We start from the raw sequence: 23,993 nt of genomic DNA on the forward strand, positions 1-23,993 counted from the left end.
GGTTATTCCCAAAAAAGAGACACTCTATGATGTTAGCCAATGCCCAAACAACAGCGACCGAAACATTCCCCATCGATTTGGCAGGCTATACCACCATAGGTCAGCAATGGCAGACCTTCCGTCGAGTGGCCAATGATGAACAGCCAATTGCCGATATACCAGAGCAATCGCCCCGCTCTCTTACCACATCCCACTGGCGCTGGCCTGACAAAACCATTGTTTTTATCTCCGATCCCCATGCTGATGCGGAAGCCTTTATAGCGTCTCTAATAGCATCAGGTGGTGTAACACGCACCAGAAAAGGAAAATTGAAGCTCACCCAATTGGGCAAAAAGGCCACCTTTGTCATAGGCGGCGATTGTCTGGATAAAGGCCCAAGTAACCTCGAACTCCTGGAGGCTTTAAAGGCTTTTATCGCCACCGGTGCTAGTGTAAAACTGTTAGCAGGCAATCACGATTTACGTTTGCTAACAGGGTTATCTTCTATTAGCCGCAACAAGCACGTTAGCCATGAGCACATGTTTGTGCGCATGGGAAAAAAGGTCATTCCCTTGTTTAAAGAAGTGTTTGACCGCTATCTGGCAAATTCCAATTGGCAAGCAAAAACACCTGATAGTGAGACCTGCAGACAATTCTTGTTTCCTCGAGACAGCTGGTTTAGTGAGTTTCCGGTTTTTGCCCGCCCCCACCTCAGCGAAAAGGCCATAGCCAAAGAAATTAAACGCCTGCAGAAAAAAGCCAGCCACTTTGAACAAGACTGTGCCGAACATGGCCTCGATATTCGCATGGTTTATGCTGCTGCGCAGCAATGTCAAAAGCTATTTTTCAGCAAAAAAGGGAAATTTAATTGGTTCTTTTCTAAGATGCAGTTGGCATATAAGAAAGGCAGTTTTCTGTTTGTGCATGCCGGACTGGATGACGATGTGAGTGAGCAAATCAAAAAACACGGTATCGGCGAATTGAACAAGCGTTTCAAGCAAACCCTAAGGAAAGATTTGTTTGCCTTCTATTTCAGCTCATTAGCCACGCCATTTCGCACCAAATACCGCGATTCCGACCCGGTTTTCACCAGTAAAGGGGTAGATGCAGTGCAACACAAAGGTATTCACTGTATTGTGCACGGTCATGTTAACCATGCTGATGGTCAGCAGATTTCATTGCAAAAAGGCTTGTTACATGTAGAAGGAGATATTACGCTGGATCGCAATTCTCGTCGTAAAGAAGGGCTAACAGGTATTGGTTTTGGTGCCACATTAATACACCCCAAACAAATGATTATCGGTATCAGTTCCGACCATCCGGTAGCCAAAGTACTTTCTCCGAAATGGCATAACCTCTGGTCTGAGTCCTAAGCCACAAATTCACTAAACAGGAAGTCTTATGGAACACAAAAGCGAATTCAGACACGAATCTCTGCAAGATGGAAAATCCATACAAAAACTGTTGGAAGCGATTTCCAAAGGTTTGGGCAAAGGCAAACTTGAATTTAGTGACGAAGAAGGAAAACTGGAGCTCACCCCAAAGGGCTTGCTGGACCTCAAAGTGACCGTTAAAGAAGACGAAACCCGGCACAAGCTCGACATCCGCGTAAGTTGGAATAAGCAAAATCAAAACCTTTCTGAGCGTATCCTGAAAGTTAAATAGTCACTGGAAATCAGAAGTATTTTACTGGTTGTAAAACTTAACGCGCCGCAATTTGATTTGGGATAATACCGATACGTTGCTAGTATGTAGACTATGCGAAAAATGATTCCCAACAATATCAAACAAGGAAATACTAGCAAGGTAGTGTAACTTTGCTATGGTCATTAGATGCCCGCGACAACACCACTTTCAAAACAAGACATCAATGTAAAGTTTACCCTGTTAACGGTACTCTCTGCCGTCGTATTGATTTTGGCCTTGATACTCTTTGAAGCTATTAGCAACGAACGTCACCATCAAAACCAAGTGGCCGCAGTAACCTCCGAATTAACCGAATTACGTGCCAGTCTCGAATACACTATAAACCGCAACATCAATCTCACTCGAGGCTTAGCCACCTATATATCCATCAACCCTGACCTGCAACAAGAAGAATTTTCTCGCTTCGCGGCCCCATTATTAGCCAGTGAAAATCAGGTTAGAAACATCGGTGCCGCAAAAAATCTCGTTGTCACCCACATGTACCCGCTGATAGAAAATGAAAAAATCATCGGACTGGATTACCGAGAAATACCTGAACAAATCGAGGCGGCCAATAAAGCCATGCAACTGAACAAAACCATAATGGCTGGTCCACTCAAGCTGGTGCAAGGAGATATTGGCTTGATTGCTCGAACCCCTATCCAAAACGCCCAAAACGGAAAAAGTTGGGGGCTGTTATCTGTGGTGCTTGATTATCAAGCTATCCTGGATGCCAGCGGCGTAGCTCAGCAAAGTGCCTTAAATTTGGCTATTCGAGGTAAAGACAGCAAAGGCTCTGCTGGCGAGTTCTTCTTCGGTAAGAGTGAAATAGCACACCAGGATCCTGTTACCCAATTGATTCAGTTTCCATATGGCAACTGGCAACTTTTGGCCACGCCAGCCAGAGGCTGGGATGAGCTGCATATCCATTTTCCTGTATGGCTCACTTCTCTCCTGTTATTTGGCTTATGGTTGTTAGTGTTAAGGCATCGCTATAAAAGCGAAATGCTGTACCTTAGCTCAGTCAATAACCTGGTAGAATCGGAGAAAAAATTTCGCAATATTTTCCATAACCACAACGCGGTTATGCTGCTAATAGACAAGGACAGCGGTAAGATCGTGGACGCCAATGCCGCCGCCCTGGATTTTTACGGATACAGCCATAGCGAACTGGTGAGTAAACGGATTCAGGAAATTAATACCATGTCGGAGCAGGAAGTTGCCGCGGAGATGGAAAAAGCGGGCCTGTTAAATCAAAACTATTTCACCTTTCAACATCGTCTGGCCAATGGCGAAATTCGCTATGTAGAAGTGCATTCTACCCCCATCATATCGGATGAAAAGCGAATGCTCTTTTCCATTATCCACGACATTACTGCGCGAGTTGAAAACGAGCAAAAACTCAAACTGGATGCCAAAGTATTTGAGCATTCCCAAGAAGGCGTATTGGTGACAGACGCTCAAAATCGCATTATTACCGTCAATCGAGCCTTTACTGAAATCACTGGCTATCATCAGGAAGACGTCGCTGGTGACAATCCCGCCATCTTGCAATCTGGCCGGCATGACTCACAGTTTTACGAGGATATGTATAAGGATATTGTGCGCCAGGGTTATTGGAAAGGCGAAATCTGGAATCGCAAAAAAGATGGCACCATATATCCACAACTCCTCTCCATCAGCAAGGTGGAAAATGATGCCAATCAGCTCACCCATTATGTGGCCGTGTTTTCAGACATCACCCGATTGAAGCAGTCTGAAGAGCGCATGGAACAGCTGGCGCATTACGATGCCTTGACGGGCTTGCCGAACCGCCTGCTGTTAAAATCACGTATTGAACACGCCATTGAGCGCGCCAAGAGAAACTCAGACGAAAAAGTGGCCGTCTTATTTTTAGATTTGGATCATTTTAAAGTGGTAAATGACAGTTTGGGTCACATGGTGGGTGATGAGCTCTTGCGCCAGGTAGCGACACGCCTGAGAGCATCGCTGCGAGAAGAAGATACGATCGCGCGCTTAGGGGGAGATGAATTCGTTATTTTACTGGAAGGCATAACGGAATTACGAGACCTCAATGCAATAGCGCAAAACATAATCGAAGAAGTAAAAACACCGTATTTGTTGAATGATTGCCACGAAACATCTGTAGGCACCAGTATAGGTATCGCCGTCTATCCAGACGATAGTAGCGACATAGAGAAACTATTTACCTATGCCGATTCAGCCATGTATAAAGCGAAACAGAATGGGCGCAATACCTATGCCTTCTACACGGAATCCATAACACAGCAGGCCGACCAACGCTTCCGACTGAGTAACCAACTCTCTAAAGCTATTGAACGTGATGAATTGGAGCTGTTTTACCAACCGCAGGTAGACATGACCAGCAAACGCATTATTGGTGCTGAGGCATTGATCCGCTGGAACCATCCAGACGATGGCTTGCTCACACCTTGGGCGTTTATTGGTATTGCAGAAGAAACCGGCATTATTCACGAAATATCCAAGTGGGTAATTAAACAAGGCTGTCAGCAACTGAAAACATGGCAAGAGGCCGGCCACCTGCTAACCTTGTCCATTAATATTTCTCCGCGAGACTTCCGCTACGATGATTTTTACGATCAAGTGGCTAAAAACATACAAAGCAGTGGCATCAAAGCCAGTGGACTGGAGCTGGAATTAACCGAAAATGGCTTAATGGAAACCTCTGGCAATATCAGAGAGCTGCTGCAACAACTTAAATCCCTTGGTATTTCTTTGGCGGTGGACGACTTCGGTACTGGTCACTCCTCAATCGCCTATCTCAAGCACTTTCCGGTGGACAAATTAAAAATTGACCGCAGTTTTGTGAAAGATATTGACGTTGATCCCGCCGATAAAATGATCACTGAAACCATTATTGATATGGCCCGCAACTTCAACCTCAAAGTTGTTGCTGAGGGCGTTGAAACCCTTCCCCAGCACGACTTATTACTGGAACTGGAATGCGACATAGCGCAGGGCTATTTGTATAGTAAACCCGTGCCTTTAAATGAGTTCGAAAAACTATTAGTAAAAAATAGTTTGGCATAATTCCGCAGTTAAGACGTCTTCTCACTATATCGTGATAACTGGTACACAATATTAAGCCCTAAAATGGCAAATACATCTGTTATCACCCACAATCGTTGCATAATGAACAGTAAGTGTTGTGAAGCCAGGAACCCATATCAAAATAATGTCTTCCATTGAGACAATATTTGAAGCGCACAGAGAAAGCTTAGCCAGCTTTATTGCCAAGCGGATCGGTTCGCCAGCCAGTACCGACGATATCATGCAGGACCTGTATATCAAACTGCAAACAATCGACAGCGCCACTATTAAGTACCCTAAGGCCTACCTATTTCGCATGGCCAACAACCTGATCATCGATGAGCAACGCAAACAAAATCGCTATGTACCGGAAGAAGAAGCGCCACAGCCAGATTCGCAGCAAGGGCCTGAGCAAATCATGCAACATCGTCAAAAGCTTGAGGTGATAAAAGACGCGCTGCAGGAGCTGCCAGAGAAGACTCAAGATGTTTTCTACCTGCAAAAACTCGGCGATATTGATAAAAATCAGGTGGCCAGCCAACTGGACATCAGTGTTAATATGGTGGAAAAACACTTGCGTAAAGCGTTGAATTTTTGCCAGTCAAAACTCAAAAAATATGAAGATGCATTACTCAAACCAGAGCAAAGTACGTCTAAGTACAATATAAGCCGAAAACAAGCGCCAAAATGAACTCGCTCCAGCAACAAGATATTGAACAACAAGCCCGTGACTGGCTGGTGAAACTGGAATCTTCTGAGCTTAGTGCCGAACAAGAGGACTTGTTTATTGCCTGGCTAGGAGAAAGTGAAGCCCATGGCATTGCCTTTCAGCAGGCTGAGCAAACCTGGCAATTGATGCACGAAGCAAAAAAGTCTGTCACCACTGAGACACAAGGAGGAGAGATCGTCTCCCTGGAAACGGTACGGGGACGAGCAACAGCGCAAGAGCAAGGCACAAGGGATCAGTCCGGCAAAGGGTTTTCTCGCCTGGTGATGTCGTTAGCTGCTACCTGGGTGCTGAGTTTCCTGGCATTATTTTGGGGACAAGAAGCCTGGTGGACGTTCACCGCGGATCACTTCACAGCAACGGGGCAAACGCGGCAACACACACTTCCTGATGGCTCAGTTATTACCCTCAACACCCACTCTGCCATTGTGTTGCATTTCTCAGAGAATGAACGCCTTGTGGAACTACTGTCCGGTGAAATTTATGTTGATGTCTATACCGATAAAACACGACCATTCGTGGTGGAAGCCGGAGTCATGCGAGTCACAGCATTAGGCACAGAGTTTAACGTTAAAAAGAATGGCGGTAGCACACCGACGGTGTTGGTGACTGAGCACAAAGTTAAAGTTGAAAACACTCAAACGGACGCGGCAGAACTTGTATTGCAAGAAGGCCAGCAAGTTAAACTGGAAACCCAATACAACCGCTTCAGTAACGTCCAGAATATCGATATCCAACAAACACAGGGTTGGTTACAAAAAAAACTCGTCTTCGAAAACGAACTATTTGGCAACGTTGTTAAGGAATTAAGGCGCTATACTAAAAAACAGATAATTATTCGCAATAGCAATATCGAGCAATTACGGGTCACCGGAGTTGTACAATTAGATGATCCCGTTGCTGCACTGCGAGCACTTACAGAGCAGCTAAACCTGAGCTTCAATACGGCTACACCCTATGTGATTTTGATTGATAAAGGTTAATTAATTTGCCTGTCATATCCCGATATTTGTTACCCGCGTTTGTACTGTTACTGGGCAGCCTCTTCGCTTCTGCTCACAGTGCCCGGCTTAGTCATTTTAATATTCCCGCCCAACCATTAAGCAAAGCTCTGCTGGAGCTGGCAGTGCAAGAAAATCTTACTCTGGTATACGTCGCACAACTCACCAATGATATTCAGGCCAACGCCGTCCGAGGTGAAATGAACATTAAACAAGCATTGCGTACCTTATTAAAAAATACCGGGCTGAGTGCCACCGTAAGTAATAGCCGAATGATAAAAATCAGTCGAACCCAGCCACCCATTCAGGACTTCAAGATCCGCAAATACCAGGCTAAACCAGCTGTCAAGAAGGTGCAGCAAGCAGCAGAACAAACAACTCAAGAAGTAGAAATCGAAGCCATCCAGGTGGTAGCTAAAATCATTTCACCTTACAACCTGGAGGCGACCGTTTCCAGTACCAAAACCCAGCGGGATTTTTTAACCACACCACAGATAGTTAACGCCGTTACTGAGTCGTTAAGTCAAGACGTGGGCGCCCGTAGTTACACCGAAAGTAGCTTACTGGCTTCTTCAGTTAATTTTCTGGAGCGCAGTACCGGTGTGGTGGAAGAACTCAGACTAAGGGGGTTTGCCTACCCGTCTCTAAAAATCAACGGTGTGGGCGCACATGCTTATATCTCACCTGTTGATATCGCCTTTATTCGGGATATCGAAATTGCCAAAGGTCCGGGTTCGGTATTATTTGGGCGCATGGAACCGGGCGGTATTATCAATATGATGCTCAAATCCCCGCAAAACAGCCGCAATAGTATTCAACTTCAGGGGGCTTCTGATGATTATCAGCGCCTTGAACTGGATCTGTCCTGGAGCGATGACAACGCCACCTCAGTTCGCGGCATCGCTTATAAACAGCAGCACGGTAGCGAATCTGAACTGGACCAGGATGATGGTGAAGGTGTCATGCTCGCCCTTGCACACCATTTACCAAATGACAGTGAGCTGAACTTGCATTATCGCTTCGAAAGCAGCGACGCCCTGCAACGCTTTGGCAGCCCGATTGATGGCTTCAACAACGCAGTGGAAGTGTTTATCAACGAAGAAGACGATATTGAATTCGTCCCCACCCGAGAAACCGATCTGCGCTCCGGCTTAAAAGAACAGCGCCATAGCCTGTATTTCAGTATCAACGATTGGTTACTGGGAGACTGGTCAGCAGATTTGTATCTACAATACGATCAATATTCAGCAGACAGCACTCTGAATTATCCGGTTATTGAAGACTTCGAACTAGAGATAGACGGTGAGTTATTTTCAGATGATGAACTCACCTCAGCCTTGTTGGATGATGATGAATTCCTTGAAGAAGTATTAGAAGGATTGGAATTAGTCACCTTAGAAGAGTCCAATTTTGGTTTTGAGTCAGATGATTTTCGCTTTGATACACGCTTTCTGAGCTCTGAATTAACGCTATATAATAGCCGACAACTCCACCAGTCTCTATTGCCCACAGGAACACAATTCGAACAACTCTATGGGCTAAACATTAACTATTCAGAACCCGAAACGCTGATATGGCAAACCCACGACATTCGATCTAATTTCGTGCCAGTGGAACAGGCTGAAGCCCTATTCAATAGTGAAGCGGCCAGTAATGATGTGCAAGATCTTAACACCGGACTATTTGCGCAATGGGCGATAAACTGGCAAGACTTCACATTATTTGCTGGATCTCGGCTAGATTATTTACGCTTTTCTGCGAATCGCGAGGGTTATCAGTCTGAGGAGGATTTTTTTGAATCTTCACATCGCCTTGGCGGGGTTTATCAACTGTCCCAAAACAGCAGTATTTTTGTTAACTACAGTGAATCCTTTACACCTCAGTTTTCACTGGCCGAGATCCCAATAGATGGCCTACCAGAAATACCAGAGGAGCTGGATGACGAGGAAGAAGAATCGGAGGAATTTGAAGACTTATATACTGAAGTTATCGCGTTTAACAAGCCTGCTCAATCGCGACAGTATGAAATTGGCTTTAAAAAACAGTTTGCTTCTGGTCGCCTGCAAAGTAGTTGTGCCCTGTTCAACATTGAAAAACGCCATATCATTTCCGACATTTATGCACAGCGCAGCCGTGGCCTGGAATGTGATCTGAGCGGAAGCCTCAATCGCACCTGGCATATAACCCTGGCGGCGAGTCTGTTGGATGCAGAGATCACCTCTGCTGAATCTGATGAGTTACTCAACAAACAGCCACGTATGACGCCTGAAAGGAACTTTCGCATCTGGGTTACAAAAAACCTTCCCCAATGGCGAGCACTCGACAGTCGCTTGGGATTCGGCCTGATTCACGTTGGTGAACGCTTTATTGACTCTAGCAACGAAGAGCGGTTAGATGCCTACACCACGGCGGATTTCGGTTGGTTTGCCAGTTATCAAAACCGTTTAAAACTCTCCCTTTTATTGAGAAATGCCTTCGATAAGCGTTACATCGAAGGTGCGTTTAATGCCTCCCCAGCCTGGACCTCACAGGGCCAGCAGCGCACCATGGAAATGCGACTCGCCTGGCTTTTCTAAAAAAGTTCAACTTTTCACTCCTCAAATTAGCCCGTTCTGCGTCATAGAAATTAAAGGGCTGCTGAAAAGCGCTGCAGTAGCACCTTAATCGTTGTTGCAGTTGGCTCAAGAACAATACCAAAGCCAAGGCATCACAATCACTCAACCAATTGCAGTACGAGGTACAACGTGAAACGCAAACCAGCAATAATCCACTTATGCAAATTGAGATGGCGAAGCTTAATGCTGTCTTTTTTCTATACGTTTTTAACCCTGATGGCCGCCAATTCAATGGCCGAGGATATGCAAAAAACCGGCGACAAACCCGCTACCGAATTAAGCCAAAAAGCGACTTTTTATCTCTCCCGAATTTCCTCAGAAGCGGCAGAGAACAATGAATTTGAGTGCGATGGGGATGAGCTCTGCGAGGCCATTATGGCGCTTTGTGAAGATCGCCAACTATGCCGAATATTACTGCAAATTTGTACTCAACATCCTGATTTGTGTGAGGAGATAATCTTCGAGCCAGAATGTGATGAGGAAGAATGTGAAGAGTTTCCTGAGTGCGACGAGAACGAAGAAGAGTGCGACGACGTTCCGGAGTGCGATGAGAACGAAGAAGAGTGCGAAGAGTTTCCCGAGTGCAACGAAAACGAAGAAGAGTGCGACGATTTTCCTGAGTGCGATGGGAGCGAAGAAGAGTGCGATGAGTTTCCCGAGTGCGACGAGAACGAAGAAGACTGCGATGAGTTTCCCGAGTGCGACGAGAACGAAGAAGAGTGCGATGAGTTTCCCGAGTGCAACGAGAACGAAGAAGAGTGCGATGAGTTTCCCGAGTGCGACGAGAACGAAGAAGAGTGCGACAACTTTCCTGAGTGCGACGAAAATCAGGAAGAATGTGAAGAACTTCCCGAGTGCACGGAAAACGAGGAAGAATGTGAAGAACTTCCTGAGTGCAATGAAAACGAGGAAGAATGTGAAGAACTTCCTGAGTGCGATGAAAACGAAGAAGAGTGTGAAGACAATGTCGTAGAGCAGCCATCGGGCTATAACAACCCCAATCCGGCCCCGGATCTCACGGTAATGACCGTGACTACCGAAGCAGCAAGAGACGCTTCACGCTTTTTAGCTCAAGCGAGTTTGGGAGCGAACTATGCCACCATCACACAAGTGGCAGCAATGGGACCAGAGGTATGGTTGGAAGAGCAGTTTACCCAACCTGTGGGTCATACCCGACCTTTTGCCGAGTTTCTGATGAATCGCGTGGAACAGTTTTATGAAGAGAACGAAGGACTTTCCGATGAAGAGTTCGAGATCATTTATGAGCAACTTGGCGATCCAGAGCGCTATTGGGTTGATGGGTGGTGGACATCAGTGATGACCTCACCGGATTTGGTCAGACAACGGGTAGCCCTGGCTCTGTCTGAAATCTTCGTAATCTCAGCCAATGTGGATGAATTAGGCACCAACAATTTCGCCATGGCAGGATATTACGACACTCTGTTGGACAACAGCTTTGGCAACTTCCGGGAGCTGTTGCGGGCAGTTTCTCTGAGTCCAGCCATGGGTATCTATTTAAGCCATATTCACAATGCTAAAACGGATACTCAGCGCGGCACCTTCCCCGACGAAAACTATGCACGGGAAGTAATGCAACTATTCAGCATAGGCTTGTTTGAACTTAATGCCGATGGCAGCCGAAAACTGGATGCCCAAGGCAATCCCATTCCCACCTACGATCAAGAGGATATTCGGGAATTTGCCAAAATATTTACGGGGTTGAGCTGGAATATCCCCGGAGAGAGTGGCTTCGGCGTGATGGATATCTATGAACTGGAGTCTGAATCGGCCCCCTTCTTATCCCCCATGAAGATGTATGAAAGTCATCATGAACCGGGCAGCAAAACCCTGTTAAATGGTCAGGTTGTCCCTGCAGGCCAAACGGGCATGCAGGATATCGAAGCGGCCATCGACAACCTATTCAATCATCCCAATGTCGGCCCCTTTATCGCTAAACAGCTGATTCAGCGCTTAGTGAAATCCAATCCTGGTCCGGAATACATCGCCAGAGTGAGTGCCGCTTTCAATGGCGAGACCGGAGCGGCTCGAGGAGACATGAAAGCCTTAATAAGAGCGATTCTGTTGGATCCCGAAGCACGCAATACTCAGCAACAAACCAGCGCCACTGATGGTCGACTGAGAGAGCCTTTCGTGCGGGTGGTGAATTTAATGCGAGCTTTCAATGCCACCAGTAGCGACAACACCTTTAGTGATGATGGCTATGAAATGACAGCGCAGATCCGACAGTACGTTTTATCCGCGCCAAGCGTATTTAATTTCTTCCAACCTGGCTACGCACCCAATGGTGAAATCAAAGACGCCGGTCTTGTGGCACCAGAATTTCAGATCACTAATGCTTCCACCATTATGGAAATTAAAAATCTGATTTATTACTCATTGCAAACAGGACAGGTATTAGCACAGTCCGGTCAACTACCCACTGAAAAACTGGATTTTAGCGCTGAATTGCAACTCGCCGATGATAGCGATGCCCTGCTGGACCATCTGGATACCTTGATGACTTATGGCACCTTAACCGCTGAAACCCGCGCAGCAGTTAAAACCGCGGTGGATGCCCTGTCAGACAGTCGAGAACGCGTTGCCATGGCGGTATACCTGATCGCCATTTCACCGGATTTCGCCATCGCGATTTAATTAATGAAGCAGTGCCATCATTTTCGGTGGTGCTGCATAGCTAAGGATTAATAACCATGAAAAAGTTCAAACTATCCAGACGTCAATTCTTACACCAATCTGGCCGAGCAGGAATAAGTGCTGCCACCTTAGTGGGTGCGGCGCAATTGGGAGCCATTACCAAAGCCAGTGCACAGAGCAATGATTACAAGGCTATGGTGTGTGTCTTATTGGCCGGCGGAGCCGACTCCTTTAATATGTTGGTACCCACTGACAACACTTACTATCAACAATACCAAACCACACGCACTGACCTGGCCCTACCGCAAAACCAACTGTTAGCGCTAAATAACAGTGATAACAATGGCCGTACCTTGGGCTTGCATCCAGCATTAAGTGGCCTGCAGAACCTCTACAATTCAGGCAAGCTAGCCTTTTTGAGCAATGTTGGCACCTTGGTGGAACCCACCAGCACAACAGCACTGAGCAATGGCACCGCGAAGCTGCCACTGGGGTTATACTCTCACTCGGATCAAATCAGCCAATGGCAAACCGCTATTCCGGACGCGCGCAGCGCCACCGGCTGGGGTGGTCGTATCGCAGATATTCTGGGCAGTCAAAACAGCAACCAGCGCATATCAATGAGTATCTCCACGTCCGGTGCCAACGAATTTCAGGCAGGTCGGGTAACGGATTATTACAGCGTTGGCAATGCAGATATGCCCACGGCCCAACTGGTGGGCTATGGCGAGCAATCAGCAGAGGTTGATCCACTGCGAACCCAGGCCATTGATGAGATTTTTGCCAACAGCTACGACAATGTCTTTCGCCGCGCTTACCGCAATTTGTTCAGCAACTCATTGTCGGCAAATGCCGAATTCTCATCAGCCCTGGGGGCCACAAATAGTTTCACCACCCAATTTGCACAAGATGAGTTTTCATCGCAAATGCAAATGGTGGCCAAAACCATCGCCGCAAGAGAAACGCTGGGTATGCAACGGCAGACCTTTTTTGTCACGTTGGGGGGCTGGGATCATCACGACGAACTCACCAGCTCTTTGCAAGTGCTGCTCACCATGCTTGATGCTGGCCTGAGTTCATTTCAATCAGCCATTGATGAAATGGGGCTGGGACAACAAGTCACCACCTTTACCACCTCTGATTTTGCCCGCACCTTATCCTCCAATGGTCGAGGTTCAGATCACGGCTGGGGAGGCAATGCCTTGATTATGGGTGGAGCTGTTAACGGTGGAACCATTTACGGCACCTATCCCAGCCTGGCACTGAATAATCCGCTAGATACCGGACGTGGTGTTTTAATGCCCACAACGTCACTTGACGAATACTTTGCAGAACTGGCTTTGTGGTTTGGTGTTACACCCAGCGTTTTAGCTGAAGTACTGCCTAATATAAGCCGCTTTTACAATCCATCCGGTACCGATAAACCTCTGGGTTTTATGGCTTAGCATTCTATAGGGAGTCGCTAATAGCGCTCCCTTACTCCGTTCGAAACTGAATCAGGTCATTTTCAATGTTCAATGCTAATTTGCGATTGGAAATTCGTTCTGAATAGGCGCGCTCTGCTGTCAATGGCTGGCACAACAGGTCAATACTTAGCGATTCAAATCTCACACAATGTTGTTAGCTAATTTTTTAAAGGCCAGTATTGTGGAAATTATACTCTTTGCTATCCCATTTTTCTTTTTACTGATCGCCATCGAAATTTGGGTGGATCAGAAAAAAGGCACGCATTATTACCAGTTCAACGATGCCATCACTTCCTTGAACCTGGGGGTAATGAGCCGTTTAACTGGCATTTTTAAATTACTGCTGCCTTTTTCTGCTTATGTCTGGCTATATCAAAACCATGCCATCTGGCAGTGGCAATCGGATATCAATTTGTGGCTGGTTGCATTTGTACTTTATGATTTGGGTTACTATTGGGTGCATCGTATAAGTCATCGAATGCACCTGATGTGGGGCTCGCATGTTGTGCACCACTCCAGCGAAGAGTACAACCTAACGACCGCACTGAGACAAACAGGCAGCACTGCCGTTTTCGCCTGGCTGGTGTTTTTGCCTCTCGCGCTTGCAGGTATCCCGCCTGAGGTATTCCTTGCCTGTGCAGCGTTGAACTTAGTATATCAGTTTTGGGTGCACACCCGTCATATCGACAAGCTACCAAACTGGTTCGAAGCCATATTCGTTACCCCCAGCCACCACAGAGTGCACCATGCGCTTAATCGCGAATACATTGATAAAAACTACGCGGGAGTTTTTATTATTTGGGACAAAATATTCGGATCTTTTCAAGCGGAAAAAGCCGATGTTGACATTGTTTATGGCGTCAGTCAGCAACTCAACAGCTACAACCCTATCTGGGCCAATTTGCAAGTGTATCGCAATATTCTGCGGGACGCGTGGCACACCAAAAGTCCCTTAGACAAAATTAAAACTTTGCTTATGCCTCCGGGTTGGCGTGCAGAGGATATGAAAGTGCACTTTCCCGGAAAGTATGTCACCACCAAAACCATGCGTAAGTATCAAACCACACTATCCAATGCCATGGCAGTTTATATATTGGCGCAATTTGCCTTACTGGTGGCTGGGGTATTCGTATTCTTATTGCAAATTAACAACCAACCACTGTGGTGGAATGTGGCCATGAGTATTACCGGAATAGTGCACTGCTGGTTAATCAGTGGATTACAGGAAAACAAGCCCTGGACCAAGTGGACCGAACCGCTGCGCATTTTAGCAACGGCGACACTTATTGTTGTCCTGCAATCGGAAAGCAATCTGCTGCTCGGAGCAACGATTGTAATGATTAGCCTGGGCTTGATAATCTGGTTTAATCAACTAAACGCAAAGGCACAGGAGCCAAACGATACTCCCCCGGAGTCACTCCAAAGCGACGCTTGAAGGCACGTTGAAAAGCACTTTGCTCAGAATAACCCAGCGCTTGCGCAATATAGATGAGCTTGTGCTCGGTTTGCGTTAAATAGGATACCGCGAGACTCAAGCGAACGCTGTCCAGATATTGGGTTAAGCTGGTATCGAAGCGTTGAAATTGCCGTTGTAATTGCCGGGAGCTAATCCCCAAATGCAACGCAATTTCAGCTAAATCAGGTACGTGATCCGGCAACACCTCGATAATATACTGACGGATAATATCCAAAGAGGCATCGTTGCGCTTTTGGGCAAGGCGCTGCTCCGCATGACAACAGAGCACATTTAACACTTCAGTATTCGAAGTACGCAAGGGTAAGTTCAGCAGGTCGGCTTTGAGTTTGACCCCGTTAAATTCACCGTCAAATATCACCGGGCAACGAAAAAAGTCTTCGTATTGCGCCACAGAGTCCGGCGCCCTATGGGCAAAATGCACACTTATCGGTGCCTCACTGGAATTAGTGTGCTGAAAAGCAAACGCCAACCAGGCAGTGATCACCTGCTCTACACTGTGAGCACTGGAACAACACTCCGACAACCAGCGCATAGTAACCGTTTGTTGATCCGACTCGTGATATGCTAGCCCCGAATTGCCCAATAAACACTGATAGCGCTTTTGCAGTGCCAACGCCTGTTTAACATCCGGCGCCGCAGCCACGATAAAACCCAGTATTCCCCAAACACTTAACTCAAACGCCTTGCCAAATTGAAATCCGATATTGTCGATACCGGCTTCTTTTGCCCCATAGGCCAATAACGCTTCGTAATGTTCGGCAGCTATTGCGTATTCGGGATCATTGAGCTGTGCTTCGCTGACCTTTATCAACGAACACAGCTTTTCCCGCGCTAAACCACAGCCGTTCAGGTAGTTCACCAGAGAACGTACGGTATAGGAGGGTAGCGAAGCTGAGAGCATAGTGCCGAATGCCTTATTTTTGCGCTTCAGTAAATTCGTCGAAGGCTTTCAGCGCATCAGCGGCATACATTAGTGAAGGACCGCCTCCCATGTATACTGACATACCACATACCTCTTCAATTTCCTCTCGCGTAGCTCCCAAATTCACCAAGGCTTTAGCATGAAAACCAATACAGCCGTCACATCGCACCGCCACACCAATCGCCAGTGCAATTAGCTCTTTAGTTTTTTTATCCAATGCGCCATCAGCTAAGGCCGCTTTTGCCATGGCAGAAAAGCCCTGCATAACATCAGGCACACCTTTGCGCACTTGAGGCAGGTATTCGTTAAGATCATCGGTAATATCTAGATAGGACTTTTTCATAGTGTTTTACCCTAGGAAATAAAACACTATTTTGTGCTGGGATGAAAAAGAAAGCCAGTGTAGATTTCAGACTCAATATCACTGGCTTTGAGTTGTTATTTAACAATCATGCTGAAGTGGTATTAGTGTCTATTGAACCGGTACGAACAGCGCCAACACGAGCTTCTATTTCACGCTTTAATCCGTGAAATAAGCCCAGAAAGAACAAAACTTCCGCCAGGACAAACAGTGGCCCAATGAGCAAGCCAACCAAATCGTCTACAAAGGCGGGCTTTTTACCTTCGTAATAGTGTCCGATAAATTGCACGATCCAACCACCTACAAATAACCCCACTCCAGTCACTAACCAAACAGTTGTGCTTGCAGCAGCGATGCTCATGGCAGCGTAGATACCCATGCCCATGAGAAACGCCATGATTGCCGCGAACACCAAATTTAAACGAAGATAAAATAACACAGCAGCCACATAACCCAACATGGCTGGATTAAGGTTAACCCCCGCCACTTCAAACACGGGTCGAGATAGCAATACAATCACTGCAAAAACGATAACGGGTACCCCAAAAAGGTGAGTCAAAATATTGCGAGAATCTCGATGGTATTCCGCATAGGTTGCAAGATGCTCAATAAATGTTTTCATGATTTGTTCCTGAAATTTATACCAGAGTGAGCATAACAGCTTAGTTTTTGGACAAATGTCGCCGACGTGACAATCGCATAGTTTTCTTACTACGGTGTTTTATTGCAGCAACCTTTGACTCAATCGTTGTTGCAAAAACTCCGTGATCTGTTGCAATTTTGGCGGCAGTGGAACCTGAAAAGGAAAGACCAGATAAACGGGCCATTCGATGCCGCAATATTCAGGTAGTAGTTGCACCAAACGCCCTTGGTGTCGATTCACATGACGACAATAGTCGGGTAACCAGGCCACGTAATCTTGCTGAAATAACATCTCAACGGTGATGGGATTGTCTCTGATCAGAGTGGCATCTTGGGCCTCCATCTCACTGGTTTGTGCACCACAGCAAAACTTCAATTTACCCTCTCGTAAATAAGCCGGACTCACCAACAATTTCTGTCGCCGTATGTCATCGAATGTGATGTCCTCTGGAACAGGGTAGAATTGCTCAGAAGCGAGAAATATCTCTCGCATTTTACCTATCTGCCGTGCCACCATGTTGGAGTTGACCACGTCCCCAGTGCGAATCGCTAGATCCACTTGAGATTCCACCAAATCCAGCACCGTATTAGTGGTTCGCAATTCGAATTGCACCGCCGGAAACGCTTGCTGCAATGCGCTGAGTTCAGGGGCCAGCACAAAGGTAGAAAAAGACACAGGAGCCGTGATCACAAAGCGGCCCGAGATCTCCTTGTTTAAATTGCGAGACAAGCTACGCAGGTTTTGTACTGACTCCAATAAACGAGCCGTCTCCAGCGCCAGGGTTTGTCCAGCATCCGTCAAGTCAATGTGGCGCGTAGTTCGATGCAGCAAGCGAGTCGCCAGGCGTTTTTCCAGCGCCGCGACTTTGCGACTCACATGGGCTTTGGAACAATTCAGCATTTCTGCCGCACGGGTAATGGCACCGGTTTTGGCAACGGCGGCAAAACACAACAACTGTTCTGTCTCAACTAACACAATCAATCTCCAACTCACACCATTGTTACCACATAGCAACAAATGATTTCTTTTTAGCCACTAATCAAAGTGAATTTTGTCTATTAACATTGAAACTGTAACAGTTATCGAGGTAATCACAATGCAAACAGACCAAATAAACCTTGCCAAAGGACAACAGCGAAAACAGACAGGCTCTGCTACTGACGCAGTTGTGAGTCAAACCTTCCCCATAGCAAATGGCCTATGGCAAAAACAACTTGTGGAATTGAGTAAAAGTCAAACAACAGCACACGAAGGGTTATTTGCCCGGTTGTTGTAAGCAATCATCACTGAGGAGAACTTTATGAACAATCAAGCCAACTGTTGTGATTATCAGCCGCTTGCACCGCGGTCGAGTCAGCAGGAAACCATGTCGATGGACAAGCAACTTTCCACAGGATACTTTGTACTGCTATTGCTGGCATTAAGCGCCTATACACTGATATTAAGAGAAGGTCGCCCGGTGTTAACATCGTTAACTTATCTGGTGAACAGCTTATGGGGATTTAGCTTGGTGTTGTTTACAGTATCCAGTTTTTTGTATTTCAGTGAATCGGAAACTGCTTTAAAAAAAGCGTTTAGAAACACACGGGAAATCAGCTTGTATTTAGCCAGTGTACTTTTCTGGTGGAGCATTTTTTACAACAATCCCAATACCACGCCATTTCAGTGGTTAGCGGTATTCAGTACCTCGGCGACCCTTTTACAATTGGGACTGCGCTTTTATTGTCGGGTAAAATATCCCGCAGCACTGGCTATCTGGTCGTTTGTAAACGCTGTTATTGCCACCTATGCCGCTATTATATTCCTGCAGCTCGATGAGCGGCATACGGGTGTTACATTCTTACTTATCGGCAGTTTGCAATTTCTGGCATTTACCCTGGTTAGAAACCAACCTGACGAACAAGCTAACAGAGGCTTTGAGCTGTTACTCATCACCAGTCTGGCAGTGATGTTCAGTGCAGCGACGGGTTATTATGTTTGATTTAATGGCTGCGGATGAGGTGATGGGGTAAAAGAGCCTGGCGCTCTTACACCCCATCATTTTATAAAAGAGTACGCTCGATAAACCACCACAAGCCGACAAGTCCGATAATAATCGAAACGGGTATTTGCAAAGCAGCACGATACCAAGGTTTTTGCCTGAACCAAAAGGTTAAACAAAATGCGGCAAACAACACTGCCAACTGGCCAAACTCCACGCCCAAATTAAAGGCCAGAAGTGAGGGTACCAGATCGCCCTTGGGTAGACCGTAGTCTTGCAATACTGAGGCAAAGCCTAAACCATGCAGCAGACCAAAACTAAATACCAAAACAGGCCGCCAGCGAGCGGTTTGTTTAAACAGACAGTTCTCCAGCGCGATCCACACAATAGACAAAGCAATAAGCGGCTCCACGATGGCACCAGGTACGGTGACAAATCCCTGCGCCGCCAATCCCAAGGTAATTGAATGGGCCAAAGTAAAAGCGGTTACCTGCCAAAGCAGCTTGATGAATAACAAACTGGAAAAATACAGTCCCAGCACAAACAGGATGTGATCCAGTCCCTTCGGGATAATGTGCTCAAATCCGGCTTGCGTATACAACCAAAACTTTTCTGACCACGACATGGCTTGCAACTTGCGCATACGCTGGCGCTTCAACGCAGCGATATACTCCTCATCCAAGGTGGACACATCCAGGTTTAATTGTCCCTGTTCGATATCTAAAATAATGTCTTCATCCTGAGGATGGGCCGAGGCGGGAGCACTTAAAAACAGATTACTGCCAATAAAAAGCAGAAAGTAAAAAACAACGAGTTTCATGGTTTGTCATTAATAAATTGTCCATCTTCCAAAGAAGTTGGTTTGAATTGACTCAATAAAAAGAGCCCGGTAAAGCCCAACCAATGTTTAGTTCGAAGTACTATTCGGGGTTCCCTTTACACGCAGTAAGCTAAGTATTCAGGTAAAACAACATCAACTGTTGAAATTTTAGTACATCTCGAGCACAGCCCACTCATTGATGATAACCACTTACTGAGGCCAATTGATTGAGTGCCAGATTCAAAAAAGCCCGGCATAAACCGGGCTAGCAATTTACGAGCGGATTAGTCAGCCGAACCGTCCAGACCTCGCACCTTCAACAAGGCATCAATCTCCGGTTCACGTCCGCGGAACTTCTTATACAGGGTCATGGCATCTTCCGTGGAGCCTTTCTCCAGTACATGAGTACGGAACTTTTGCGCCAGATCCTGGTTGAAGATATCTCCAGTTTCTTTAAAGGCTGCAAAACCATCCGAGTCCAACACGGCTGAATGCACGTAGCTGTAGTAACCTGCAGCATAACCACCAGCAAAGATGTGAGAGAAATAGGTGGAACGATAACGCGGTGCAATCTCTTCGATCAAACCAATACGTTCCATAGACGTTTCTTCAAACGCATCGGCGTCTTGTAGCTCGTCATCAGCTTTCAAAGTATGCCAATCCATATCCAACAAGGATGCCGCCAGATATTCGGTATTGGCAAAGCCTTGATTAAATTTAGCCGCCTTTAACAGCTTATCGATCAGCTCATCAGGCATGACCTCACCAGTTTCATAGTGAGTGGCATAAGTTTTTAACACCTGAGGTTCACTGGCCCAGTGCTCCATGATCTGCGCCGGAAACTCAGTAAAATCTCGCGGTCCAGCGGTACCAGACATACTGTTGTAAGTGGTATTTGTCACTAATCCGTGTAATGCGTGACCAAACTCGTGGAACAGAGTGGTAACATTATCGAAGCTCAGCAGTGAAGGTGTATCACCTACTGGTGGCGAGAAATTACAGACATTGACTACTACCGGACGTTCTCTCAAGTCCAGATTGGATTGTCCCTTGAAGCTGCTCATCCAGGCACCGCCACGTTTATTGGAACGGGTGAAGTAATCCCCCATAAAGATACCCAAATGGCTACCATCTTTATCTTTGACTTCCCAAACCCGCACATCTGGGTGATAAACCTCAATATCGTATAGCTCAGTAAAAGTCAGCCCCCACAACTTATTGGCAGTATCAAATGCCCCTTTAAGGACATTATCTAAGGTTAAATAGGGTTTAAGGCTGGCCTCATCGAGGTCGTACTTAGCCTTGCGAACTTTCTCGGCATACTGCCACCAATCCCAAGCGGCAAATTTAAAATCGTGACCTTCGGCCTCAATCATCGCCTGCATATCAGCAACTTCACGCTTGGCTCTGGCCAATGCCGGACGCCATAACTGCATCAGCAAATCGTAAACCCCTTCTGGGGTATTCACCATGCGCTCTTCCAGTTCGAAATGAGCATGAGTGTCATAACCCATGATTTTTGCCCGCTTGGCGCGCAACGAAGCAATTTTTGCTGCAATCGCTTTATTGTCGGTGGCGTTGTCATTGTCACCGCGATAGATGTAAGAGTTGTACAACTGTTCTCGCAAGTCGCGACGCGTGGATTCGGTTAAGAACGGGTACATACTGCTGCGATGCGGAGTGAAAACGTATTTGTTTTTGTATTTTGCTTTGTCTTCTTCTGTCTCAGCGGCTGCCATTTTTTGCTTGGCTGTTTCTGATGCCGCCTGGATAACACCAGCGGAAAGACCATCAAGATCCGATTTATCCAGGATCAGTTCAAAGCCATTGGTCTCCGCCAATAGGTTTTGACCGTATTCCGTGGTTAACTGTGAAAGCTTGCCATTAATTTCCGTGAGCTGCGCTTTTTGCTGCTCATCCAGCAACGCTCCGCTACGTACAAAGCCACGGTGGGTGTCTTCCAGGAATTTTCGTTTTTCCGCCGTTAACTCCAGAGTATCGCGCACTTGCCACACAGCATCGATGCGCTCAAATAAGCCTTCGTTCAAACTAATTTTATCGAGATGAGCAGAAATGATGGGGCTCAACTCACGTTGTAATTTTTGCAGTTCTGGATTGGTATTTGAGCTAGCCAGATTATAAAAAACCCGCTGTACCTTGGTCAGCAATTTGCCAGAACGTTCCAGTTCCTCGATGGTATTTTCAAACGTTGCGGGTTCGGGGTTAGCAACAATCGCATCAATCTCCGCCAGATTCTCTGCCATGCCTTTTTCAAAAGCTGGCATATAATGTTCATTCTCAATTTCGTTAAATGGCGGGATCTGAAAAGGGGTTTGATAGGTTTTAAAAAACGGATTATTTTGGTCCAGCTTCGCCTCCTGAGTCGTTGCTTGCGTGGTACTTTCGGCAGACGTTGCTGCACTATTTGATTGTTCTTCGCCTGGCTTTTGTGAGCAGGCGCTTAGGGCAATGGTCAACCCCAGCGCAATCGCAGACTTGCGCAAGTGTGAAGCCTTGGTATTCATTTCCTTGTCTCTCTTGTCGTGTTTTTATTGTAATGCTTATTTTGAGTGGCACTCACGTGCGCTTTTTAGTCACAAACATTCAAGCATGGTCATTTGGTTTTTTCCAGGCATTCTGAAAACAAGCTGAACAAAAAAAATTGTTTTTTTAATTTTGCATAGCCTTGCAGCTAAAGCGCAGAAAAATTAAAACCTGTCCCGGTTCTCTGGATAATTATTCAAGCTTCTGAATTTATTCAAATTTATGTACATCCATTGGTTCAAAAAACAGTCGACCGAGGCAATTTTAGTGGCTATCCTTGAAGAAAAATCAGGGCTTCAAAAGGTTGTAAGAATGTTTGTCAGAATCACCAGCGCCGTTGTTTTATTGATGATATCCACTTTTGTCGGGGCGCAAAGCCAGCTGTTTTTGGTGGGAGGTAGCTGGAAAACCTGTGGTTCTTATGGCACCAGCGCCTGTAAAGACGATGTCAGTTTTCCTGAGTCAGCAAAAACCCAGAATAGTTATCGCATCAGCAAAGACAACATTGCACAACTGAAATCACTCTCAGCGTGGCAAGAGCAAGACAAACAACTGAAAGGCGCTGTGCTCAATGTCCTGCAAAACTTCTTGGCTTTGCACAATTCCAAAACCTTTACCAAGTCGGAGTTTCAGGACAAATTAGCTGATCTGAGCATAAACATGTCTGGCGAAACGATTACCGCCAGAAAGCTTTTGAGTGGTTTGTCAGACCGACTTTATTATCCGATTCACGATGTATTAGAAGCGCCTTCAAAAGCGGCTGATGGCAGCTTCATTCGGGAACAGGCATCGGTTGCCGGCACCAAATACCAAAGTAGCCAACAGATTTATCAAGCATTTATCGAAGCAGTTAAAAAGGTCACTCCCAAAGGGCAAAAGCCGGTTGTTTTAGTATCCACTGCATCCGGTTACGACGTATTTGCCGCAGCTGATTATTATCTGGATATTTTTGCCAGCTTAGGTGTTGATGCGCAATGGCTGCCAATAGAAGCCACCATGGCAAAATTGCTGGACGAAGGACACTGTCAAAATCTGGCAACAGCCCGGGCAGACTATGTGGGCGTTTACAACCGAGAGACGGTTTACCCTTACCTGGCCGAATATCAACAACAATTTTGCCAAAAACCTGCGCAACTGGCGCAGCTGGCACAAAACGCGAACGGTATTTTCTTCAACGGTGGCGATCAAAGCCTAACCTGGCAGTCTTTCGTTACCCCACAAGGGGAAGATCGCCCTTGGCTTGCGGCATTGCGCAATAAGTTTAATAAAGGTGAGCTGGTCATATCTGGCACCTCGGCGGGCACGGCAGTGCAAAGCGGTAAACCCAGTACGGGTGAGGCAGGCATGATCACGGGGGGCACCAGTGATGGCGCCATGATAGTGGGAGCAGAAGCGAAGGCCCCATGGATTGAGCGCGTCGACCCACATAGCAATATTCGCCCGGTAACCTACCATGCAGAAGGTGGACTGAAGTTCTTCCCTTACGGTGTGTTGGACACCCACTTTTCTGAACGCGGCAGACAGCTGCGCCTGGCCAAACTGGTATTGAGCTCCAACGCCCGATTTGGATTTGGCGTTGATGAAACCACTGCGCTGGTGACCACTCCAATAGATGCAAACAACGCTAAGTTTGAGGTGGTAGGGCAAAATGGCGTGTATATTGTGGAACAAACTCAAAAGAGTCTAAACGAGTCAGCAACTATCCGCTATACCAGTCACTATCTGGTATCCGGGCAGCGTTTTGAGTTAAAGGATGGCAAGTTGGTCTTTCCCGAAGCGGATTTTGTACCATTTGTAGCGGAACTGGATGAAATCGCCTCAGACAAAGATCTCACTCAAAAGACCGAATACCGCGACCTGGTGGAGTCACAAATCGCGGTGGCCGCCAAGCGCAGCCTGGCGGTATTTACAAATAACGATAAGCTGTTCACGCTATCGTTGCAGTTCAATGAGCAAAGTGCCATCTCTAAAACACAATCCATGGGCAATATGCGCGGCTATATCCATGCCCGGGTCAATGCCAAGGTGGCAGAGCTTTAACAGC

At 46.5% G+C, this 23,993-nt stretch carries 18 protein-coding genes; 12 read left to right on the forward strand and 6 right to left on the reverse strand.

All coding sequences use genetic code 11. From position 1 onward, the window contains the following. Nucleotides 1-26: 26 nt before the first annotated feature. The 9 genes from ACXAGP_RS05020 (at nucleotide 27) to ACXAGP_RS05060 (ending at nucleotide 14,636) form a co-directional block, all read left to right on the forward strand. The gene (locus ACXAGP_RS05020) at nucleotides 27-1,352 is read left to right on the forward strand and encodes a metallophosphoesterase (RefSeq protein WP_475259936.1); all 1,326 of its coding nucleotides are present in this window, start codon (nucleotides 27-29) and stop codon (nucleotides 1,350-1,352) included. A 28-nt stretch (nucleotides 1,353-1,380) separates the two neighbouring features. Next, complete coding sequence (locus tag ACXAGP_RS05025) at nucleotides 1,381-1,644, forward strand: amphi-Trp domain-containing protein (RefSeq protein WP_475259937.1); 264 nt, start codon at nucleotides 1,381-1,383, stop codon at nucleotides 1,642-1,644. Between the two features lie 168 nt (nucleotides 1,645-1,812). Then, complete coding sequence (locus tag ACXAGP_RS05030; protein ID WP_475259939.1) at nucleotides 1,813-4,737, forward strand: bifunctional diguanylate cyclase/phosphodiesterase; 2,925 nt, start codon at nucleotides 1,813-1,815, stop codon at nucleotides 4,735-4,737. Between the two features lie 145 nt (nucleotides 4,738-4,882). Continuing rightward, nucleotides 4,883-5,428, forward strand: a complete 546-nt coding sequence (locus tag ACXAGP_RS05035) for an RNA polymerase sigma factor (protein WP_475259941.1) — start codon at nucleotides 4,883-4,885, stop codon at nucleotides 5,426-5,428. After that, nucleotides 5,425-6,447, forward strand: a complete 1,023-nt coding sequence (locus ACXAGP_RS05040; RefSeq protein WP_475259942.1) for a FecR family protein — start codon at nucleotides 5,425-5,427, stop codon at nucleotides 6,445-6,447. The genes ACXAGP_RS05035 and ACXAGP_RS05040 overlap by 4 nt, the downstream gene beginning before the upstream one ends. Nucleotides 6,448-6,452: 5 nt before the next feature. Then, nucleotides 6,453-9,041, forward strand: a complete 2,589-nt coding sequence (locus tag ACXAGP_RS05045) for a TonB-dependent siderophore receptor (RefSeq protein WP_475259944.1) — start codon at nucleotides 6,453-6,455, stop codon at nucleotides 9,039-9,041. Between the two features lie 222 nt (nucleotides 9,042-9,263). Then, entirely contained in the window at nucleotides 9,264-11,735 is a 2,472-nt protein-coding gene (locus ACXAGP_RS05050; protein WP_475259946.1) for a DUF1800 domain-containing protein, read from the forward strand. Nucleotides 11,736-11,791: 56 nt separating this feature from the next. Beyond that, nucleotides 11,792-13,180, forward strand: coding sequence for a DUF1501 domain-containing protein (locus ACXAGP_RS05055; protein ID WP_475259947.1), 1,389 nt, complete (start codon nucleotides 11,792-11,794; stop codon nucleotides 13,178-13,180). Nucleotides 13,181-13,382: 202 nt separating this feature from the next. Then, the gene (locus ACXAGP_RS05060) at nucleotides 13,383-14,636 is read left to right on the forward strand and encodes a sterol desaturase family protein (protein ID WP_475259949.1); all 1,254 of its coding nucleotides are present in this window, start codon (nucleotides 13,383-13,385) and stop codon (nucleotides 14,634-14,636) included. On the opposite strand, the gene ACXAGP_RS05065 is transcribed toward ACXAGP_RS05060, so the two are convergent. From ACXAGP_RS05065 to ACXAGP_RS05080, 4 genes are all read right to left on the reverse strand, one after another. Next, nucleotides 14,566-15,579 carry an AraC family transcriptional regulator gene (locus ACXAGP_RS05065; RefSeq protein WP_475259950.1) on the reverse strand — a complete coding sequence of 338 codons (1,014 nt, stop codon included), beginning with the start codon at nucleotides 15,577-15,579 and terminating at the stop codon, nucleotides 14,566-14,568. The two genes, ACXAGP_RS05060 and ACXAGP_RS05065, sit on opposite strands and share 71 nt — an antisense overlap. Before the next feature lie 13 nt (nucleotides 15,580-15,592). Then, nucleotides 15,593-15,943: a carboxymuconolactone decarboxylase family protein gene (locus tag ACXAGP_RS05070; protein ID WP_475259952.1), complete on the reverse strand. Its 351-nt coding sequence runs from the start codon at nucleotides 15,941-15,943 to the stop codon at nucleotides 15,593-15,595. 106 nt (nucleotides 15,944-16,049) lie between these two features. After that, a complete protein-coding gene (locus tag ACXAGP_RS05075; RefSeq protein WP_475259953.1) occupies nucleotides 16,050-16,583 on the reverse strand; it encodes an Mpo1 family 2-hydroxy fatty acid dioxygenase in 534 nt (177 codons plus the stop codon). A 99-nt stretch (nucleotides 16,584-16,682) separates the two neighbouring features. Continuing rightward, entirely contained in the window at nucleotides 16,683-17,579 is an 897-nt protein-coding gene (locus ACXAGP_RS05080) for a LysR family transcriptional regulator (protein ID WP_475259955.1), read from the reverse strand. A gap of 121 nt (nucleotides 17,580-17,700) precedes the next feature. Between ACXAGP_RS05080 and ACXAGP_RS05085 the strand changes: the two genes are divergently transcribed. Beyond that, nucleotides 17,701-17,880, forward strand: coding sequence for a hypothetical protein (locus tag ACXAGP_RS05085; protein ID WP_475259957.1), 180 nt, complete (start codon nucleotides 17,701-17,703; stop codon nucleotides 17,878-17,880). A gap of 24 nt (nucleotides 17,881-17,904) precedes the next feature. Next, nucleotides 17,905-18,585 carry a hypothetical protein gene (locus tag ACXAGP_RS05090; RefSeq protein ID WP_475259958.1) on the forward strand — a complete coding sequence of 227 codons (681 nt, stop codon included), beginning with the start codon at nucleotides 17,905-17,907 and terminating at the stop codon, nucleotides 18,583-18,585. Between the two features lie 61 nt (nucleotides 18,586-18,646). Here ACXAGP_RS05090 and ACXAGP_RS05095 read toward each other — a convergent pair whose 3' ends face one another. Next, the gene (locus tag ACXAGP_RS05095; protein WP_475259959.1) at nucleotides 18,647-19,405 is read right to left on the reverse strand and encodes a HupE/UreJ family protein; all 759 of its coding nucleotides are present in this window, start codon (nucleotides 19,403-19,405) and stop codon (nucleotides 18,647-18,649) included. A gap of 284 nt (nucleotides 19,406-19,689) precedes the next feature. Continuing rightward, nucleotides 19,690-21,930, reverse strand: a complete 2,241-nt coding sequence (locus ACXAGP_RS05100; protein WP_475259960.1) for a M3 family metallopeptidase — start codon at nucleotides 21,928-21,930, stop codon at nucleotides 19,690-19,692. Nucleotides 21,931-22,261: 331 nt separating this feature from the next. Between ACXAGP_RS05100 and ACXAGP_RS05105 the strand changes: the two genes are divergently transcribed. Continuing rightward, complete coding sequence (locus ACXAGP_RS05105) at nucleotides 22,262-23,989, forward strand: cyanophycinase (RefSeq protein ID WP_475259961.1); 1,728 nt, start codon at nucleotides 22,262-22,264, stop codon at nucleotides 23,987-23,989. Nucleotides 23,990-23,993: the final 4 nt, after the last annotated feature.

The sequence above is a fragment of the Planctobacterium sp. AWM4_229 genome (assembly GCF_056160305.1).

Coding starts and splice junctions, on each gene's coding strand:
- ACXAGP_RS05020 (WP_475259936.1), top strand. CDS start 27: ATGATGTTAGCCAATGCCCAAACAACAGCGACCGAAACATTCCCCATC.
- ACXAGP_RS05025 (WP_475259937.1), top strand. CDS start 1,381: ATGGAACACAAAAGCGAATTCAGACACGAATCTCTGCAAGATGGAAAA.
- ACXAGP_RS05030 (WP_475259939.1), top strand. CDS start 1,813: ATGCCCGCGACAACACCACTTTCAAAACAAGACATCAATGTAAAGTTT.
- ACXAGP_RS05035 (WP_475259941.1), top strand. CDS start 4,883: ATGTCTTCCATTGAGACAATATTTGAAGCGCACAGAGAAAGCTTAGCC.
- ACXAGP_RS05040 (WP_475259942.1), top strand. CDS start 5,425: ATGAACTCGCTCCAGCAACAAGATATTGAACAACAAGCCCGTGACTGG.
- ACXAGP_RS05050 (WP_475259946.1), top strand. CDS start 9,264: ATGCTGTCTTTTTTCTATACGTTTTTAACCCTGATGGCCGCCAATTCA.
- ACXAGP_RS05055 (WP_475259947.1), top strand. CDS start 11,792: ATGAAAAAGTTCAAACTATCCAGACGTCAATTCTTACACCAATCTGGC.
- ACXAGP_RS05065 (WP_475259950.1), bottom strand. CDS start 15,579: ATGCTCTCAGCTTCGCTACCCTCCTATACCGTACGTTCTCTGGTGAAC.
- ACXAGP_RS05070 (WP_475259952.1), bottom strand. CDS start 15,943: ATGAAAAAGTCCTATCTAGATATTACCGATGATCTTAACGAATACCTG.
- ACXAGP_RS05075 (WP_475259953.1), bottom strand. CDS start 16,583: ATGAAAACATTTATTGAGCATCTTGCAACCTATGCGGAATACCATCGA.
- ACXAGP_RS05085 (WP_475259957.1), top strand. CDS start 17,701: ATGCAAACAGACCAAATAAACCTTGCCAAAGGACAACAGCGAAAACAG.
- ACXAGP_RS05090 (WP_475259958.1), top strand. CDS start 17,905: ATGAACAATCAAGCCAACTGTTGTGATTATCAGCCGCTTGCACCGCGG.
- ACXAGP_RS05095 (WP_475259959.1), bottom strand. CDS start 19,405: ATGAAACTCGTTGTTTTTTACTTTCTGCTTTTTATTGGCAGTAATCTG.
- ACXAGP_RS05100 (WP_475259960.1), bottom strand. CDS start 21,930: ATGAATACCAAGGCTTCACACTTGCGCAAGTCTGCGATTGCGCTGGGG.
- ACXAGP_RS05105 (WP_475259961.1), top strand. CDS start 22,262: ATGTTTGTCAGAATCACCAGCGCCGTTGTTTTATTGATGATATCCACT.